The sequence below is a fragment of the Ruegeria sp. CH10 genome (genome assembly GCF_056537125.1).
Genome location: NZ_JBQFQY010000004.1, coordinates 397,421 through 414,956, shown reverse-complemented (window position 1 = coordinate 414,956; position 17,536 = coordinate 397,421). Strand labels below are relative to the sequence as shown.

Genomic DNA, 17,536 nt, shown 5'->3' with positions numbered 1-17,536 from the left:
CATACTGAGGCATCTACCTTGGAAAGGGCGCGCCATGCTGTCAATTTTATGCTTAGGGGTCGGCAAAGGCGCAACGAATTTTTTGACGGGCGAGCCCAGCACGGCCTATGTCCTGAAACGGGACGGAAACCCGGTTCTGCTGCTGGATTGCGGCGCGGGTGTGGCGCGGTCCCTCAGGTCGTTTGTTGGGGATGCACTGCCACGCCACATCTATATTTCGCATAACCATAACGACCATACTGGCGATCTCCCCGTCTACATGGCCATCCAGCATGGCCGAACCGGTCAGCCCATCACGTTCTTTGGCCACCCCAATGTACTGGATTTTGTCGCCCGACACCGTCTGCACGAACTCAGCTACGCGGATCACCCAGCTATGAGCATTGCCGAATGGAACGCGCCGGACGAGACCACCCCGCTTTCAGTCGCGGGTCTTAAGCTTGAGGTTTTGGAAACGCGCCATTCCTATCTTTGCTTTGGGTTCCTTGCCACAGATGCGGTCAGCGGGCATCCGGTGTTTGGCTGGACAGCAGACAGCGCGTTTGACCCAACGCTCTATGACCGGATCGCCACAGCGCCGGTGGCCATTGTGCATGGGCGGGCCGAGCACAGTGCCGACCATGCCTCATTCGATGAAATTGACGCATTCGCGGCCAAACATCCAAACACCCGGTTCTACGTGTCCCACTATGGCAGCTCAGATCATGTGTTCGGCAGCCCGAACGTGTGCCTCTTGAAAACCGGGACCGAGGTTGTGTTGCAGGAGTAATCCGTTGCGACCTATTCAGGCCCATCGCACACAACACCGCGCGCTTGCAAACCGTCGCGGATCACCTGTGCGCTTGCGATGCTGGGCATCGCGCGGGCCCATTCGCGTTCGAAGATCACAAGCATGTCCTTGGAAAACTCGGTGTTGACCTCAAAGACATGAGTGTTGAACGTGACCTCGGTCGCCTGGGTGGCGTAGGCAACGGCGATGTCACTGCCTGCCCAATCGCCGCACATCAGGGATGCAAAGCTGGTCAGGCTGACGGAATCCTCGGTCTTGGTGAACAGGCGCAATTCCACATCAGCCTGTGGGTCCTCAAGCCATTTCAACACATAGGCATAACGGTCCAGAACAAGCTGTGATCCGGTCGCAATGTCGTTGGTCAGCTTCTTGGCGTTGCACAGAATACGCGCCTCTGCCCCGGCGCGCAGCCGGGTGACAAAGGTGTTTGTGCGCGAATGCATCCGGGACATGACACTGTCGGACCATTCCGGCCAGTCCTCGGCGCCTACCACGCCTTTGAATTCATCCAGCGTGTCGGGCACAGCGGCATTCAGGTACTGATGCGTTGCAAACCCGTTGGTCAGCGAAGGTGTGATGAACCGAAACACATCCGTATGCTGTTCGAACTCATCCTGCATCCTCAGGTAATCGGGCCGTGCCGCACTGGGAAAAAATGTTCGCGCAACCCCGCCGGGCGTTGGCGTGAACCGGGTCGGTTTAGGGATTTGGCTAAGGAATTGCCACAAAGCCCGGAACGGGTCGCCATCTTCGTTGTCGGGATCCAGATCAAACGGCAGAAAGGTGATGCCCGCCTTGTCCTCCAATTCCGCCCGATCCGGGACCGAGGCAAGCGCACCGCTTTCAAGCAAGGCAAAATGGGGTCGACGATCAGCGCCGAGCGCATCCCCGGTTTCAATCAACAAATGACGATAATCCGGATCACCAAAGGAATACCCCATGAACAGGATCGAATGATCCTGCATGATCTGACGAAACAGCTTTGCAATCGTCTGGCCCAGCTGCGTTGTGACATCAAAAAGGCCCAGCGTGTCGGCCTGCCCCAGAACAATCGTGGGCGGGGCCGCCAGATCGCCGTTCAGCTTGAAGATCTTAGGCGCCTCGTCCTCATGAAAAAGCGAGTCCCGGTCGCTGAGCAATGCCCGCAGCGTATCGCCATCGCGATAGGTCAAAACCTCGGGCCGGGGGCGCACGATCTGATCCAGAACCCGGTCGTAATTCGTGGTCAGAAAGACCGGGAACTTCATCAGGTTCAGCATGACGTGGTGCTGAGAGGGGCGCGGGCGGGTGCTGCGCAGCAGATCGCGCACCATCAGGGTAAAGTCGTCCTGCGGAACCTCAGCACGCAGCAACATGGCCGCTGCCTTGAAATCCTCGGCTTCGACCTTTTGGGCAATGGCATCCCATATCTCGGGCGGGCGGGTGACACGCTTCTTGGCGGCGTCCACCATCAAGAGAATCAGCGCGCCATAGCCGGGCAGGCTGGTCTTACCGACAATCGCGCTGGACAGACCTGATCCGACCCAGGGCAGCAAACGGTTTTCCGCGTGGGCGGTTTTCAAAATCTCGGGCGGGTTGGGGACATTGAATTTGGATTCAGCCAAAGCGCCAATCCTCCCAGAGATTTTGCAAGGCGCGGCGACGGGCCATCTTTGCGGACCGGGCGATCACGCGCTCCCCCAGTTTCTGACGTAATTCTTCAGGTTGACGTCACGGGCGATGGCTTCGGGCAGGATGATTTTAATGTCCTCGGTAACCCGGCCAGCGCGGCTTTCTTCCAGAATTCCGGTAATGATCAAATCAACCAGAACCGAGCTTTTAATGCCAACCCGCGCGAAACGGGACCCCATCAGCGGGATGACCAGAGGCTCCATCGAACAGACGGCTCTGGCCTCAGCCACCAATCCGCGGATGGCTTTGATCAGCATCTCGGCGTCGGCAGAACAGACGTTGTTTGTTGTGTCGGTTTCACCCAGCGCAACAAACAGGAACTTCTGCTCACTGCTGCAGGCGCTAGCGGTCGTCCCGATGGGATAGCGCGTCCGTTTGCCCTTTGCCCGCGCTTCCTTGACCCCGTCTATTCCGCTCAGCGACCGCTTGACCTGCTTGTCCCAGTCTTCCTGCTTGTCCGGCCAATGCGTTTTCAGAACCTGACCATGCAACGAGTCTGCTGCCACCAGAACGTCATCCACGGAACTGTCGAAAAAATCATTGACCGCAATGGCCTTCCAGCCATCCTGCTGGAACAAATCCCCGAATTTAATGATGACTTTCGTGTCGTTATTGGGGTCCCGGATTTCGACCTGCCGGCGCAAAAAGCCGCGCACCTTGTAGCCGTCCACAAAGAAAACCAGAACGCCGGGCAATATCCCCAGAACGACGAACCAGACAAAAGAAACCGTGACGTCCTTGTTGGTCAGAACTTCGTAGGATTCCAATCCCAGAAAAATGGCACCAAAGGACACAAGAACGGATCGAACAAAATCCCGCCAATGCTCCAATATCCATTTCATTACTCTGTTCCACATGCTGCCTGACACGTCTTACCGGATTACCAACGCCAGCGTAGGACAGCAAGAAAAATACAAAAAAAGGATATTTTTTATTTTAAAAATAGGGGCTTATAAACCCCGTCGCGAAGCGTACCTTACCGTTTCGCCAACAGTGACGTTAGAACGAAATCCTCGACCCCCTCAAGGATATCGGCCATCGGTACTTCGGACAGAACGCTGCGATAGGCGCAGCCTTCTAGGGTTTCGATCACCAATTGCGCGGCCTGATGGGTATCGGGAACCGCTCGCAGATCACCGTCCCGAATGCCTTTTGCCAGAACAGCCTTTAGCGCATCGGTCAACAAGGCGCGGTTTTCCACGAACAACTGCGCAATATCGGGCTGGCGAATGGCTTCGCTGCTTATCTCCAGCGTCAGGATGACGTTCTCTGGTGCGGCCAGATAATTGGCATAGGCGCGGATAAATACGGTCAGAGCCTCCGGCGCAGGTGATCCCGTTTCCAGAAGGGTCAGAAACCGCTCAAGATCACGCCGTTCAAGCATGGCAATCTCGACCAACACATCATGCTTGCCGCGAAAATGGTTGTACAAATTGCCCAAGCTTACGCCTGCCTTGGCCGCGATATCGCGCACCCCGGTCTGGTGATAGCCACGCTCCAGAAAACAGATGATCGCAGCCTCAAGGATCTGGTTCCGCCTTTTGGCCGCTGCCCGTTCCCGCGACGAGAGTTTGGATTTTTCGGTTTCAGACATTTTTCAACCACTCTATTGAACGAACGTTCGTTCATAATATATGACACCAGACCACAGATCGCAACCAAATACCGATTCGGAAACGTGGAAAGCTTTGGACATATGACCGACCCATCCCCGACCCATACGACAAAACCGGCCCGCCAATGGCTTTGGGTCGGGGTCTCTCTGGTTTTGTTGGTCGGAGTGGTAGGCCTGCTGTTCGACACTCAGGACACGATCGATGTGCAGGTAACGGCCGCCCCACCGGAACCGCCGACCGTCTCGGTTGTTCTGGCCGAGCCCGAGACTGTTGCGGCGCAGGTCACGGCCTTTGCCGAGGTGCGGCCCAGATGGGACGCTCAGCTGCGTTCCGCCGTGTCCGGGCGCATTCTGGCGGTGCATGATGCGGCGCTGAGCGGCGCTCAGGTCGCGCGCGGTGCGCCGTTATTTACAATCGAAGACGCCCCCTATCAAAGCGCTGTTGCTGCTGCTGAAATGGAACTGGAACAGGCCCGGCTGGCCCTACTGCGCGCCAAAAACAATGTGACCGTCGCACAACGCCAGTTTGAACGTGACGGCGTCGACCCTCCGAATGAGCTGGCCGTGAACCTGCCACAACTGCGTATCGCCGAAAAGACAGTCGCGACCGCCACCGCGAACCTTGAGACCGCGCGCAGAAATCTGGCGGATACCGAAGTGATTGCGCCATTTTCCGGCTTTGTGATCGACCGTTTTGTCAGCCTTGGCCAAACGGTTACCCCGGGCGAGGCGCTGATCCACCTGTCCGATGACCGGCATTTCGAACTTGTGGCTGAATTCAGTCAGGCCGATTGGGCGCTGTTGGATCATCCCGTATCCGGCGGCACCGCCCAGCTGCTTGACCGCAGCGGAAACAGGCTCGGGCACGCGCAGGTGCGCCGCGGAGGTGGGTTTCTGGACCAGAACACCCGGCAGGTACGCGTGTTCCTGGATGTCACCGCACCGGACGGGCGAATCCTGGCCGGGGATTTTCTGCAGGTCCGCCTGCCCGGACGCAGGCTGGACAACACCCTGACCCTGCCAGAAAGCGCCCTGACCCGCGCCGGGTATATCTGGCTGGTCGGGGCCGATGATCACCTGCAAAGGCTGCGCCCGGAACTGCTGTTCCGCAGCCAGGGCCGCATCACCATCGCGGCGCCCGAGGGGCCGGGGCCGTGGCGGGTGGCGCGAACACCTCTGGCCTCGTTCCTTCCGAGTCAGCTTGTGGCCCCGCAGATGGTTGGGGGTTAAGCCATGCACGCCCTGACCGCATGGTTCATCCGCAATCCCGTCGCCGCCAACCTGATGATGGTGCTGATCCTGTTTCTGGGCGTCCAGACCCTGCTGACCATCCGCATCGAAGGCTTTCCCCGCATCCCGCCGGAAAGCGTAACCATCGCGATTGAACTGCCCGATGCCACCGCCGAACAGGTGGATGAGTTGGTCACCCAAAAGGTCGAGCAGGCGCTTGAGGGGCTGGACGGAGTGCGCAGCGTGACGTCTCAGTCGCAAAACGACCTCAGCGTGGTGACGGTGCGCCGCGCCGGGGGTGAGGCGCTGCAGGACATTCTGGACCGGGTCCGCATTCGCATCGACGGGTTGACCGACCTGCCCGACACCGCCCGCCGACCGGTGATCGAGGCTGAAGGCTTCGACTTCCCTGCCCTGTACCTCAACCTTTATGGTCAAACCGACCCGGCCACCCTGCAAAGCCTGGCACAACGCCTGAAAGAAGAGCTGCTGGCGCAGCCAGAGCTGTCGCGCCTGCAAATCTGGGGCCTGATCCCGCGCGAATTGCGTATTGAGATCGACCCGGCCGTGCTGCGCCACTATGGGCTGACCGTCTCGGACGTCACCCGTGCCATCGCCGAGAACTCTTTGACCTTTCAGGCGGGCCGCCTGCGCACCGAAGGCGGCACCATCTTTCTGCGCGCCGATGACCGGGCCAAATACAGGCCGGAATATGAGGCGCTGCCGATCATCCAGCGCGATGACGGATCCTATGTGCCCCTGGGCGACATTGCCCGGATCGAGGACGGCTTTCAGGACGGCGACTACCTGTTTCGTCTGAACGGCAAGCCGACCGTCGGGCTTGAGGTTCTGGTGGGGCAAAAGGAAAACCTGCTGGAGATCAGCAAGGTTGTGCGCGCCACCGTGGATGATTTCAACCGCCAGCTTCCGCCGCAGGTACAGGTCGAGGTCTGGGGCGACAGCGCCGACTATATCTCGGACCGCTTGGCCCTGCTGCGATCCAACGGGGTGCAGGGCCTGATTCTGGTGACGTTGATGCTGTCGGTGTTTCTGAACGTCCGGCTGGCCTTTTGGGTCGCGATGGGTATTCCGATCTCGGTTATGGGGGCCATTGCGGTGTCGGGTTCGAAATGGGTCGATTACTCGCTGAATGATGTGACCACCTTTGGCCTGATCATCGCCCTTGGCATTCTGGTCGATGACGCCGTTGTGGTGGGCGAAAGCGTCTATGAGGAACGGCACAAGGGCAATGACCCGATCAGGGACACCGAACGGGGCGTCAACCGCGTTGCCGTGGCCACCGTCTTTGGTGTGCTGACCACCATCGCGGCATTTTTCCCGATGCTGCTGATCGACAACCCGCTGGGCAAAGTTCTGGCCGGGTTTTCGGGGATCGTGATTCTGGCGCTGATCTTTTCGCTGATCGAAAGCAAATTCGTCCTGCCCGCGCATCTGGCCCATTCCCCCATGGGACGCGAACGCCGCTATCTGATCACCCGCCTGTGGGGCCGCGTACAGGATGCGGCGCAAGGGGGGCTGTATCGGGTGCGCGACCGCATCTATCAGCCCATTCTGGCCGCCGCCCTGCGGCACCGTTATGCGGTTCTGATCCTGTTCCTTACTGCTGCGATGCTGGGGCTTGGGCTGATGTACAAGGGCAAGGTCAGAACCGTGTTCTTTCCCGAAGTCCCCGGCCAGATCATCACCGTAAACCTTGAGATGGACGCCCGCGCGCCCTTTGCGCTGACCCGCGCCAATGTGAACCGGATCGAGCAGGAGCTGAACGACTTGAACGCCGAACTGGCCGCCGAGGCCGGCATGGAAACCCCACCCGTTCAGACCGTCTTCACCATCGTCAACAGCGCAGGCAGCGCTCAGATTTATGCCGAGATGATCCCGGTGGCCCAACGCCCCGATGTTCCGATCCTGACCGTGGTACGGACATGGCGGGACCGGGTTGGCGCGGTCGAAGGCGCGACTGAACTGGAATTCACCGGCTCGGAATCCCTGGCGGGTGGGTTCCGCCTTCGGCTGGCGTCCAAGGATGAGGACCTGCTGCAACAGGCCAGCGACGAGGTGAAGGACTTCCTGTCCAATATCGAAGGCATGTCCAACCTGCGCGACGGGTTGGTCGGCGGACAGCCCGAGCTAAAGCTGCGACTGCGCCCCGACGCCCGACACCTTGGCTTTACCAGCGAAAGCCTGGCCCGGCAGATCGGCTTTGGCTTTGGCGGCGCCGAAGTGACCCGTGTCCGGCGCGACGGGTCCGAGGTGCGCGTGGTGGTTCAAAACGCCCGTGAAAATCGCGACACCTTGGCCGATCTGATGCAAACCCAACTGCGCAGCGCCTCTGGCGCGTGGGTGCCATTGGACACGGTGGCCGAGATTGAGGGCACCTATACCTCGGGCACCGTCTATCGCCGCGACGGCAAGCGCATGAACATCGTCGCCGCCTCTGTCGACCGCGATCTTGTTGCGCCTGAAGAGGTCGGGCAGGCCGTCTTTGAACAGCTGGCCCCCACCCTGCGCGCCAAATATCCCAGCGTGACCATCCTGCCTGCTGGTGAGCTGGAGGAGATGGCCGAGATCAGCGACGGCCTCAAAGGCGCGCTGCTGCTGGCGGCGGTGCTGATCTATGTGCTGATGGCCGTGCCGCTCAAAAGCTATTGGCAGCCTTTTGTCATTCTGGCCATCGTGCCCTTTGGCTTTATCGCCGCCGCCGTCGGGCATCTGATCATGGGCGTTTCGCTGTCGCTGTTTTCCTTCTTTGGGATGCTGGCCCTGACCGGCGTTATCGTGAATGACAGTCTGGTCATGATCACCCGCTACAATCAGGCCCGGGCCGAGGGTCAGACAACCCAAGCCGCCCTGCAAGAGGCGGGCATCGGACGGTTCAAAGCCATCTTCCTGACCACCGCCACAACCGTCATCGGGTTGCTGCCCTTGCTGACGGAAACCTCGGAACAGGCGCAATACCTGATCCCGGCTGCCATCTCGCTGGCCTTTGGTGAGTTGTTCGGCACCGCGCTGATGCTGGTGCTGGTGCCCGTGCTGATCGCCATCACCGAAGACGTCCTGTCCGTCTTCAAACCCACAGCTCATCCCACACACGCAGAAAGGACATCCTCATGACCAGGGCATTGATACAGGCGGCGTTTGTCGGCCTGACGCTGGCCACCCCTTTGGCCGCGGACGGTCTGAACGTGATGGTCGAGGGCATTCGCAACGGCAAAGGCAATATCGTGATCCTCGTCTTCGACAATGCCCGCGCCTTTGACACGCTGGATGTCTGGGGGGCAGTCGATTACGCGCAGGTCCCGTCGCGCAAAGGCCGCGTCAGCCACGCCTTCCCGGACCTGACCGATGGCCCCTACGCGGTCATGCTGTTTCACGACGAAAACAGGGATGAAGACCTGAACATGACCGAGACGCACTTGCTGGAGGGGATCGGGTCAACCGGGGCACCAAATCCGCAGGATAACCCCGATTTCGCCGCCGCCTCGGTCTGGCCCGAGGATGTGCGGGTGCGCATCCACTACGATCAGTAACGTCCCGTGCTGACGGACCGCAAACTGTCGATCCGGGTGCTGCTCAGCGTGTTTCGCTGGCGCGTCGGGGTGACATGGGGCCTGATCCTGCTGGAAACCGCGCTGACCGTGCTGATCCCGCTTTCGATGGGATTTGCCATTGACGGTTTGTTGGATGGCAGGTTCGAGCCCTTTGTGCATCTCGGCCTGCTCTTGACCGGCCTGACCCTGATCGGAGTGATCCGCCGGATTTACGACACCCGAATCTATGGTACGATCCGCGTCGAACTGGGCAAATCCCTTGCAGCGCGCTTTGCTGCGGCCCCCGTCTCGGTGCTGAACGCCCGTATCGGCATGGGGCGCGAGCTGGCCGATTTTATGGAAGACACCCTGCCCACCGCCCTTGCCGGTATCGTTCAATTCGCGGTCTCTGCGGCGCTGCTGTTTTATTTTTCACCCATGCTGGCCCTGTCCGCCTGTGGCGCGCTGATCGGGATGATCTGCGTCTATGCCCTGTTTCACGCAAAGTTCTGGCATTGGAACCGGGCGCTGAATCAACAGATGGAGCATCAGGTCACCATTCTGGATCAGCGCAAAAGCCGCCCCCTGACACTCCATCTGGGGAAACTCCGCAGGTACGAGATCAAACTCTCAGATACCGAGGCGATTCTCTACGGCGCGATTTTCATTCTGTTGATTGCCCTGATCCTGTTCAATCTGTGGTTCGCGACCCAACACCTGAACGCGACACCCGGGGCGATTTTTTCCATCGTCAGCTACACTTGGGAATTCGCCGAGGCCGCGCTGGCCCTGCCGATCGCCCTGCAATCCTGGTCGCGCCTGTCGGAAATCACCACCCGTCTGCAATGCGACTGACGGGGGATGCAAATCCACCTCACTTTTTAGACAGAAACGCTTGTTTCCCCTATACCTTACCACTATTGTCAGGTTTGAAAAAAGAAGCGAGCCCATGTCATGATGCAGGCAATCAGTTTCGAACAAGCATATCACAGCCCTGCGCCGCGCAAACCGCAGTTGCAGGACAGCACCCTGCAGATCATCAATCATCTGCGTATGGTTGCATTGCAATGTCGTGCGTCGTCACGCGTGGATCTGGATCAGGCCTGTGCCCTGCTGCTGGCAGACCCCGGCGACGCACATATGCGCCATGCCGAAACCCTGATGCGCGGCTTTCGGCAGGCCGTCTCAAAACGCCCCGTCTTTTTTCGCCCCGGAACCCCCGATTTGTCCTTTGATGAGGCCTGGCTGGGCCGTCTGTTCGAAGCGGTTCAGAGCAAGGATGACGACAGTTTCAACTTCCTCATCCGCTCACGGGTTCCGCGCTGGACCCAACAAAATCTGGCCTTTCTGATCCGGTCGATTTCCGAGCAATTTCATCGGTTTTAGAATAATTCTAAAAAGTTCTTGGAATCCTCTCGCGATCCTCTAAATATGGGTTATCGCTCTGTTTATTTATCGAACGGCGCACCCAAACCAGAGATTCAAGGGATTTCGAAATGACCCAGACAGCCATTGACCTGACCGCTGACGCACGCGCCGCTGTGGCCGACGCGCTGAACCAATCCGTTGCCGAAACCGCTGTTGCGACAATGCTGGCTCAGAACTTTCACTGGAACGTCACCGGCATGGCCTTTGGCCCGCTGCACGACCTGTTCCAGAAGATTTACGAAGATCACTTTGTGGCTCAGGATGATCTGGCCGAGCGGGTCAAGGCGCTGGACGCCCATGCAGAAGGCACCCTGGCGGGTATGCTGAAACGCTCGAAGGTGAGCGAGTTTGAAGGCACCGCCACCGACAAAGAAATGATCAAGATGATGATGGAGGCGCAAGAGACGCTGGCCGCAACCCTGGCGGGTGCGGGTGAGATTGCTGCCGGTCACGGCGACACCCTGACCGAGGATCTGTGCATCAGCCGTGGCCAGACCCATGAGAAATTCGCGTGGTTCCTGCGCGCGATGCTGCGCTGACGCGATCGCGACCTAGCTGGCCAGGGGGATATTCGCCTTGGCCTTCTTCTTTTTCAGCTTTTTCAGATAGGCCGGTCCCCAATGGGTGTACCGGCCCATTTTTTCCTGCTGGCCCACCAACATCTGCACAAAACCTTCCTGCTGATCCGCACGCTTGATCGACTTGAACAGCTTTTTCTGACTTTTGGTCATCGAACACCCGATGCAATGCCCCTCGCGGCGGAATTTGCAGACATCGATACAGGGGCTCGGGATCTTTTTGCTCATGAACGGAACTCGCTGTGGCACCGGGCGTGGCGCATTGCTGGTAATAGATGACTGTTTTAGTCAGATAGTCGTTCAGCCCCACCCCGCCAAGCCCTTATCGGCATCCATGGGCGCAAACATCGCACCCTTGACCTGCGGTCAATGATCAAAGGGTTGGATGATCACGGCATCGGGGAAAAGGCTCAGGATGTCCGCCTGAGCATGTTCCAGAAACACCAGCTTGATATTCGCGCCCGCATCCATCGTGGCGTAGGCATCCAGCCCCTCGCCCCGCGCCTGCCAGAGGCATTCCAGTACAGTCCAACTTTGCGGGGTCAGATAGGTCAGGGCGGGCCGCGCCGCCTGCATCGTGGCGTGCATGGTCAGTGCGTTCGCCTCGGCGGTTTTGCCCAGCGTCTGAAAATCGTGGTTGGCAATCGCGGTTTCGACGGTCTGGCAATCCTGCTCGGCCAGCGCGGGCCAGCTTGCAAATAACGGGCTGGTATCGACCGTATGGTTCATGCCATCGCGCGACGAATGCGACTTGGGCGCGGTATCCACCTTGATGATTGCGATCCGAAATTGGGGCCATTGCACATCCAGCGGCACGCCATGGCTGTCAGAGCCATCCTCGGACACGCCCATGTTCCAGCGCACAAACCCATGCCACAGAGACCGCGTAGCGCTGCCACTGCCCAGCCGGGCCACACGGCTCATGTCAGGATCGCTCAGCCCCAGCCCGAAGCATCCGCACAGCGCGCGGGTCAGCGCCGCGAACCCCGACGCGGATGAGGCCAGCCCCGCCGCCGTCGGAATCGTATTTCTGGTCGCGATCTCCAGCGGCATGTCCCGCCCCGCGCGGAACAGATCGGCAAAGGCCAGCGCCTTGCGGGCAAACCCCGTCTCAGCCGACAGCACCGCCCCATCCAGCAAGACCTGATCCACCCCGTCCGGCGCCGGACCGACGGTGGTGTAAGACCCCCACTCGGCCAGCGAGACCGACACCGAGCTGTTCAACGGCAGGTTCCGCGCCCTGTCCCGCTTGCCCCAGTATTTAGACAGGGCAATATTGCTGGGCGCATAGGCGCTAAAGCTGCGCGGTGTGTCTGCGTGCTCCATCGCATGTGCAATCAGGTTCCGAACCGCGTCAGTCATGGATGATAAGCCCTTCTTTGGCCAAGGTTACCGGAACGAAATCCGCAGGCACCGCACCCACAGCCAGCACACAATCCCCCAGCCCCGAGCCCGAGATTTTGGCGGTCAGCACGTCTGGCGTCTGCCGCGCCCCGCGGATGAGGTCGCGCAAGTTGTCATCGCTGACGCCCAACGCCTCCATTCTGGTTTGATATTGGGTCAGTGCCTCGGCGAAACCGACCCAGTCCTGAGTTTCGGCCGCAGAAATGGCCGTTTCCGCCAGCGCACCCATGGACGCGTATAGCCGGTCATACTCGGCCTCGTGCCCCTGCATCTGATCCGCGATCTTCTGCAAAACCACCGCCGTAGGCGTCTTGTATCCGCAATAGCGCAGGCTCAGCTGTGGCGGAACCGGCAGCGCGGTCATCTCGGCCAGCGGCGGCGCGCGATAGGCCAGCATCCCGCCCATCAGGCTGGCGGCCAGATCAGCCCCGCTGCCGCGCCCCTGAATGTCGTGAATGATCCTGTGCGCCTTGGCGTGCAACCCGGTCAGCGGCATCCCGGCATGGGTCAGAATGGCCCCCAGCCCAGCCACCGTAACGGCCGCCGACGACCCCAGACCCAGCGTCGGATCGATCTGCGACGAGATGGTCAGATCAAACCCGGTCTCAATCTCGTCTTGATGCTGTGCAATAGCGGCCAGCAGGAACTTATACGGCCCGTCCATCTCGATTTGGTCCAGCGCAACCGACAGCGGCGGCGCAATGTCTGAGGACAGGCGAACCACCCTGTCCGCGCGCGGCTGCAGGGTGACCGTCAGCCTTTGTTCGATGGCGGCGACGATGGCCCGGCTGCCGTAAACGACCGCATGTTCGCCGGTGATCATGATCGATCCCGGCGCGCTGGCGCGGATCATGTGTCACCTCCGACGGGTGCAGGTCCCAACGCGGCCCCTTGGGCCGCCAAACGCAGCGCGGACCAGGACAGGCCCGGGTGATCTGCCATGAACCGTGCCATTTTGTCGGCGTCCTCCATATGCACCAGAACCACGCCGCCAGCCTCACCCCGTATCGAACCGGCACCGCAGATTTTGCCCGCGCCGCCCGCTGCATTCACTGCTTTGACAAAGGCACACGCGGGTTCGGGCACGACGCCGATCCGCTCCAACAGCATCTGGTTTTCACGGATCGCGTCATCGGGGTCATCGCCCTGCGAGATCGCGCGGGTGAAGGCGGTCGTGCACTCGCTGAACTGCTGCCACAGCGCGCTGTCCTGCGCATGCGCGGCGCGCACGGCGCTGACACATTCGCCGGTGCTGCTTTCGGGTTTGCCATGCAGAACCCAATACCATCCTTCACCGCTCAGCAACCCATGGCCCTCTGGCAACTCGGGCGCGTCAATGCCCGCGTCGCCTGCGCGCACCAAACCGCCACGCACCACGGCAGCGGCATCGATGGGCCCGGCTCGCCCGTGTTTGAGCCGCTCGCAGAACCGCACCCTCTCATACCGCTCGTCCAGCGTCTTGGGCCGGTCCAGCAGATGTTCGAACAGAACCGTTGTTGCCGCCACGATCGCGGCGGACGAGCCCATGCCGGACCCGATCGACAGCTCGGACCGGCTGGCCAGTTGCCCCGGTGCCAGCATGTGATTCATCGCCCCGATCCCGGGAATGGCCGTACTTGTGGTGCCAAGGTTCTCATGCAGCAGCGATGCCAGCGTATAAACCGCCAGATCATCGGGGCGCGTCAGGATTTTATGTACATCCAGCTCACCGCGCAGAAACTGATCGAACCGCTGATCCAGCGATGACTTGAACTGCGACAACAGTCTCAGCGGATAGACCTCGCCCGCCGACAGGTTCTCGAACGCGGTTTTCAGCCCTTCGCCAAGCCCCAGTGGCTGAAATGACACTTCGGTATAGCGCGCGACCGCCATGGCCAGGGCGGGGGCCCCATAGAGAACCGAGTGTTCGCCGGACAGAATCAGCTTGCCCGGCGCATGCGCCCGTGTGACCTCAGGCGTTCCGGTCAATGTAGATGCGCTTGTGATCGTCAATGCTTGCAAGCCTGTAGCGCCCGCGGGCCTCATCCGGCATCAGGCCGTTGTGGACGCCTTCCTCACCGGGCGGATGCCACAGCGTGACATAATCGTCATAAGAAACCGGGTCACGTTCATCCAGGTTTTTTCTGTGCGACGCGTCAAACAGGTAATCGCGATACCCCGCGGATACCGTGGCATCAAAGAATTCACCTGTTGCGCCGGACCCGTAGGAAAACAGCCCCAGCGTCTTACCGGTCAGGTCCTGTTCCGCATTCTCCAGCGTCGACAGGATCGCCAGATAGACCGAAGCCGTATAGCTGTTGCCAACCTGACGGTTATACAGCATCCCCGGCAAGGCGGTCGCCATATCCACGGTGGCACCGGCCTCTTTCGCCAGATGGCGATGGGCTTTTTCGCCCATGCGCGTGAACGGAAGATGATAGCAGAAATGCGCGAAATCGTCGTAGCTTTGACCGCCATTGGCCTGATAATCCCGCCACGCTTCCACCAGCGCATTCAGATAGCGCAGCGCCGAGTATTTGCCATCCACCAGCGGGGTGCGGCGATGGTTCGGACGCCAGAAATCCATGATGTCTTCTGAAAACAGACCCGAGACCGAGCCGATTTCCAGCAGCTTGGGATCGGCCGTCACCAGCATCGCCACCGCAGCCGCGCCCTGCGTCGCCTCGCCCGAGCTGTCCAGATCATAGCGCGCGATGTCCGACGCAATGACCAGAACCTTGCGGTCGGGTTTGCGCGCCACATGGGCGCAGGCCATCTGCAAGGCCGCCGTGGCGGAATAACACGCCTGTTTCAGCTCAACATTGCGCACATTGGCGGGCAGGCCCAGCAGACCCTGCAGGAAAATCCCCGCCGATTTCGACTGATCGATCCCGGTTTCGGTGGCGAACATGATCGTGTCGATCCCGTCGGTGCCGAACCGGTCGATGATCGGCCGCGCCGCCTCAGCCGCGAGCGTGACCACGTCCTCGTCATGGCCGGGCATGGCGATCTTCTCCTGCCCGATCCCGCGCGAAAACTTCTCGGGGTCGATACCGTGGTGCTGAGCCAGCGTATCCAGCGCGATATAGCGATGAGGGGTGAAAAAGCTCATCGCGCTTATACCAGTTGAAACTACCAAAATTTTGTCCTTGATCGGATCAGTGATGAATTGCCCTTGAGCTGAGATATATCTGCGCAGCTCAAAAGGAACATCGCCGTCTGGAATTCGCGACGTAATGCTTCAATTTTTCGTATGACGCGCGCGCTGGATTCCTGTGCAGCGGTCAGAAAAGGGGCAGCCAGACCGCAAACATCCGCGCCGAGAATAATAGACTTTGCCATATCCAAACCGTCTCTGATACCGCCGCTGGCGATGAGTGTTGTTGGATCGGTCTTTTTGCTCAAGACGTCCCGAGTTTCAAGCAGGCTTTCCACTGTTGTCAGGCCCCAGTCCTGAAAGACCAGCCCCAGATCGTCATCGTCATCCGCCCGGCGGTGGTATTCGATCCGGCTCCAGGATGTGCCGCCGCGCCCGGCCACATCGAAATGACGCACGCCGGCCTGATAGCACAGATCGACATCCCGGCCCGACAGACCCGCACCCACCTCTTTGACCAGAACGGGCACCGGCATTGCGGGGATCAGTTCGGCGATCCGCCCGGTCAGGTTGGAAAAGTCGCGGTCGCCTTCGACCTGAACCGCCTCTTGCAGCGGGTTGAGGTGCAGGTACAGCCCATCCGCACCCAACGTTTCAACCGCCTCAGCGCAGTGATCTGCACCCAGCCCCGCGTTCAGCTGCACCGCGCCTATATTGCCGATCAGCGGAATGGTAGGCGCCACTTCGCGCAGCTGAAAGCTGGTTTTTGCCTCTGAATCCGTGAACATGACCCGTTGCGAGCCCACCGACATCGCCACACCCGTGGCCTCGGCCGCTTCGGCAAGATTGCGGTTGATGCGCGCGATCTCAGCCCCCTTGCCGCCTGTCATCGATGAGATCAGCAGCGGAAAGCTCAGCTCTTTGCCCAGAAACCGGGTGCGTGTGTCCACTTTGTCCAGATCCAGCTCGGGCAGCGCCCGATGGGTCAATGAGATCAGGTCAAACCCGCTACGCTGGCGTTCGACCGCAGGGTCTTCGATGATGGCGCGCAGATGATCCAGCTTGCGCCCGGCAACGCTGCGGTCCGGCGACGAGGGGCCGGTCATCGTTCCAGTTCCATATGGGTGCGCACCAGTTCGCCCGGGTTGGTCTGCGCCGCCAGCAGAGACAATTCGCCACACAGCACCGTCCCGGCACATAATGCCGCCAGCCTGCGGGCATTGTCGCCTTCGTCCCGGTCGTCCTTGCAGCCCATCTGCTGCAGATTATCCTCGACCTGATCATTGCCCTTGCCCGCACCGACCGAGCCGACAATCAGGTTCGGCAGGGTGCACGAGAAATACAGATCCTCGCCCCGCGCCTCGCAATGCACGATACCCTGACTGCCCTCGATGATATTGGCCGCGTCCTGTCCGGTGGCCAGATAGAAGGCCAGCAGCATATTGGCGAAATGGGCATTGGCGCTGCGCAGCGATCCGGCCAGATTGCCGCCAACAAAGTTCTTTTCGATGTTCAGCGTCACCATCTGTTCCGGCGTCGTGCGCAGCATGCGCCGCAACAGACGGCCCGGAATCTCGATCTCGGCAATCACGTATTTGCCGCGCCCCAGCAGCCCGTTCACCGCCGAGGTCTTTTTGTCCGTACAGAAATTGCCCGAGATCGACGCATAGGACAGCTCGGGGTTTTCCGCCAGCACCCAGTTCAGCACCGCCTCGGCCGCCTTGGTCACCATATTGTGACCCGAGGCATCCCCGGTGGAACATTCGATCCGGATATACAGCAGGTTGCCCGCGATCTGGCGATTCAGTTTGATCAGACGGGCAAAGCGGCTGGTCGACGCGACAATCTTCGCGACCGTTTCTGTCTGCGCCTCGATCCGCTGCCAGGCGCGATGGGCCGAGGCCGCATCCTGCGCGCGCACGGCGATCGAACGCGTCATACGCTCGTCCACCAGTGTGACCTGAATCCCTCCGGCATGGCGCGACACGCCCGCCCCGCGCGCCGTCGAAGGCCAAAGCGGCGTCTCATAAGTGGCCAGCGGCACCGAGACCTCACCGGAAACCAGATCCCCCTTGAACAGAATAGGCCCAACCCATTGGGTCGGAATCGGGGTCACGAACGAAGACTTGGTGCGCACCTGGCTTCCCTTTTTGTCGTATCTTTCATCACAAACGGTCCGACCCGATGCAGGGCATC

At 60.2% G+C, this 17,536-nt stretch carries 17 protein-coding genes; 7 read left to right on the top strand and 10 right to left on the bottom strand.

The window, feature by feature from the left end:
* Positions 1-34: 34 nt before the first annotated feature.
* On the top strand, positions 35-769 hold the full coding sequence (locus ACRZ94_RS14795) for an MBL fold metallo-hydrolase (protein ID WP_480654639.1): 735 nt from the start codon (positions 35-37) through the stop codon (positions 767-769).
* A gap of 11 nt (positions 770-780) precedes the next feature.
* Here the strand turns inward: ACRZ94_RS14795 and ACRZ94_RS14790 are convergent, their stop codons facing one another.
* The 3 genes from ACRZ94_RS14790 to ACRZ94_RS14780 form a co-directional block, all read right to left on the bottom strand.
* Positions 781-2,394, bottom strand: a complete 1,614-nt coding sequence (locus ACRZ94_RS14790) for an SIR2 family NAD-dependent protein deacylase (RefSeq protein ID WP_480654637.1) — start codon at positions 2,392-2,394, stop codon at positions 781-783.
* A gap of 63 nt (positions 2,395-2,457) precedes the next feature.
* Positions 2,458-3,303, bottom strand: coding sequence for a macro domain-containing protein (locus ACRZ94_RS14785; RefSeq protein WP_480654635.1), 846 nt, complete (start codon positions 3,301-3,303; stop codon positions 2,458-2,460).
* Between the two features lie 134 nt (positions 3,304-3,437).
* Positions 3,438-4,055 carry a TetR/AcrR family transcriptional regulator gene (locus ACRZ94_RS14780; RefSeq protein ID WP_480654633.1) on the bottom strand — a complete coding sequence of 206 codons (618 nt, stop codon included), beginning with the start codon at positions 4,053-4,055 and terminating at the stop codon, positions 3,438-3,440.
* A 102-nt stretch (positions 4,056-4,157) separates the two neighbouring features.
* On the opposite strand from ACRZ94_RS14780, the gene ACRZ94_RS14775 reads away from it, so the two are divergent.
* The 6 genes from ACRZ94_RS14775 to ACRZ94_RS14750 all read left to right on the top strand — a co-directional run bounded on the left by ACRZ94_RS14775 (position 4,158) and on the right by ACRZ94_RS14750 (position 10,821).
* A complete protein-coding gene (locus ACRZ94_RS14775) occupies positions 4,158-5,306 on the top strand; it encodes an efflux RND transporter periplasmic adaptor subunit (RefSeq protein WP_480797675.1) in 1,149 nt (382 codons plus the stop codon).
* Between the two features lie 3 nt (positions 5,307-5,309).
* Positions 5,310-8,438, top strand: coding sequence for an efflux RND transporter permease subunit (locus ACRZ94_RS14770; RefSeq protein WP_480797674.1), 3,129 nt, complete (start codon positions 5,310-5,312; stop codon positions 8,436-8,438).
* Complete coding sequence (locus ACRZ94_RS14765) at positions 8,435-8,854, top strand: DUF2141 domain-containing protein (RefSeq protein ID WP_480797673.1); 420 nt, start codon at positions 8,435-8,437, stop codon at positions 8,852-8,854. The genes ACRZ94_RS14770 and ACRZ94_RS14765 overlap by 4 nt, the downstream gene beginning before the upstream one ends.
* A 6-nt stretch (positions 8,855-8,860) precedes the next feature.
* On the top strand, positions 8,861-9,709 hold the full coding sequence (locus ACRZ94_RS14760) for an ABC transporter six-transmembrane domain-containing protein (protein ID WP_480797672.1): 849 nt from the start codon (positions 8,861-8,863) through the stop codon (positions 9,707-9,709).
* 99 nt (positions 9,710-9,808) lie between these two features.
* Complete coding sequence (locus ACRZ94_RS14755) at positions 9,809-10,240, top strand: hypothetical protein (protein WP_480797671.1); 432 nt, start codon at positions 9,809-9,811, stop codon at positions 10,238-10,240.
* Positions 10,241-10,350: 110 nt separating this feature from the next.
* Positions 10,351-10,821 carry a Dps family protein gene (locus tag ACRZ94_RS14750; protein WP_480654622.1) on the top strand — a complete coding sequence of 157 codons (471 nt, stop codon included), beginning with the start codon at positions 10,351-10,353 and terminating at the stop codon, positions 10,819-10,821.
* A 12-nt stretch (positions 10,822-10,833) separates the two neighbouring features.
* On the opposite strand, the gene ACRZ94_RS14745 is transcribed toward ACRZ94_RS14750, so the two are convergent.
* The 7 genes from ACRZ94_RS14745 to ACRZ94_RS14715 form a co-directional block, all read right to left on the bottom strand.
* Positions 10,834-11,088, bottom strand: coding sequence for a DUF1289 domain-containing protein (locus ACRZ94_RS14745; RefSeq protein ID WP_480654620.1), 255 nt, complete (start codon positions 11,086-11,088; stop codon positions 10,834-10,836).
* A 138-nt stretch (positions 11,089-11,226) separates the two neighbouring features.
* Positions 11,227-12,222, bottom strand: a complete 996-nt coding sequence (gene mvaD, locus ACRZ94_RS14740; protein WP_480797670.1) for a diphosphomevalonate decarboxylase — start codon at positions 12,220-12,222, stop codon at positions 11,227-11,229.
* Positions 12,215-13,117: a mevalonate kinase family protein gene (locus ACRZ94_RS14735; protein WP_480797669.1), complete on the bottom strand. Its 903-nt coding sequence runs from the start codon at positions 13,115-13,117 to the stop codon at positions 12,215-12,217. Before ACRZ94_RS14735 ends, mvaD begins: the two co-directional genes overlap by 8 nt.
* Entirely contained in the window at positions 13,114-14,232 is a 1,119-nt protein-coding gene (locus ACRZ94_RS14730; RefSeq protein WP_480654616.1) for a mevalonate kinase family protein, read from the bottom strand. Before ACRZ94_RS14730 ends, ACRZ94_RS14735 begins: the two co-directional genes overlap by 4 nt.
* A complete protein-coding gene (locus ACRZ94_RS14725) occupies positions 14,216-15,382 on the bottom strand; it encodes a hydroxymethylglutaryl-CoA synthase (protein ID WP_480797668.1) in 1,167 nt (388 codons plus the stop codon). The genes ACRZ94_RS14730 and ACRZ94_RS14725 overlap by 17 nt, the downstream gene beginning before the upstream one ends.
* Positions 15,376-16,446: a type 2 isopentenyl-diphosphate Delta-isomerase gene (fni, locus tag ACRZ94_RS14720; protein WP_480654612.1), complete on the bottom strand. Its 1,071-nt coding sequence runs from the start codon at positions 16,444-16,446 to the stop codon at positions 15,376-15,378. The genes ACRZ94_RS14725 and fni overlap by 7 nt, the downstream gene beginning before the upstream one ends.
* Positions 16,443-17,477, bottom strand: coding sequence for a hydroxymethylglutaryl-CoA reductase (locus ACRZ94_RS14715; protein ID WP_480797667.1), 1,035 nt, complete (start codon positions 17,475-17,477; stop codon positions 16,443-16,445). Before ACRZ94_RS14715 ends, fni begins: the two co-directional genes overlap by 4 nt.
* Between the last annotated feature and the right edge of the window lie 59 nt (positions 17,478-17,536).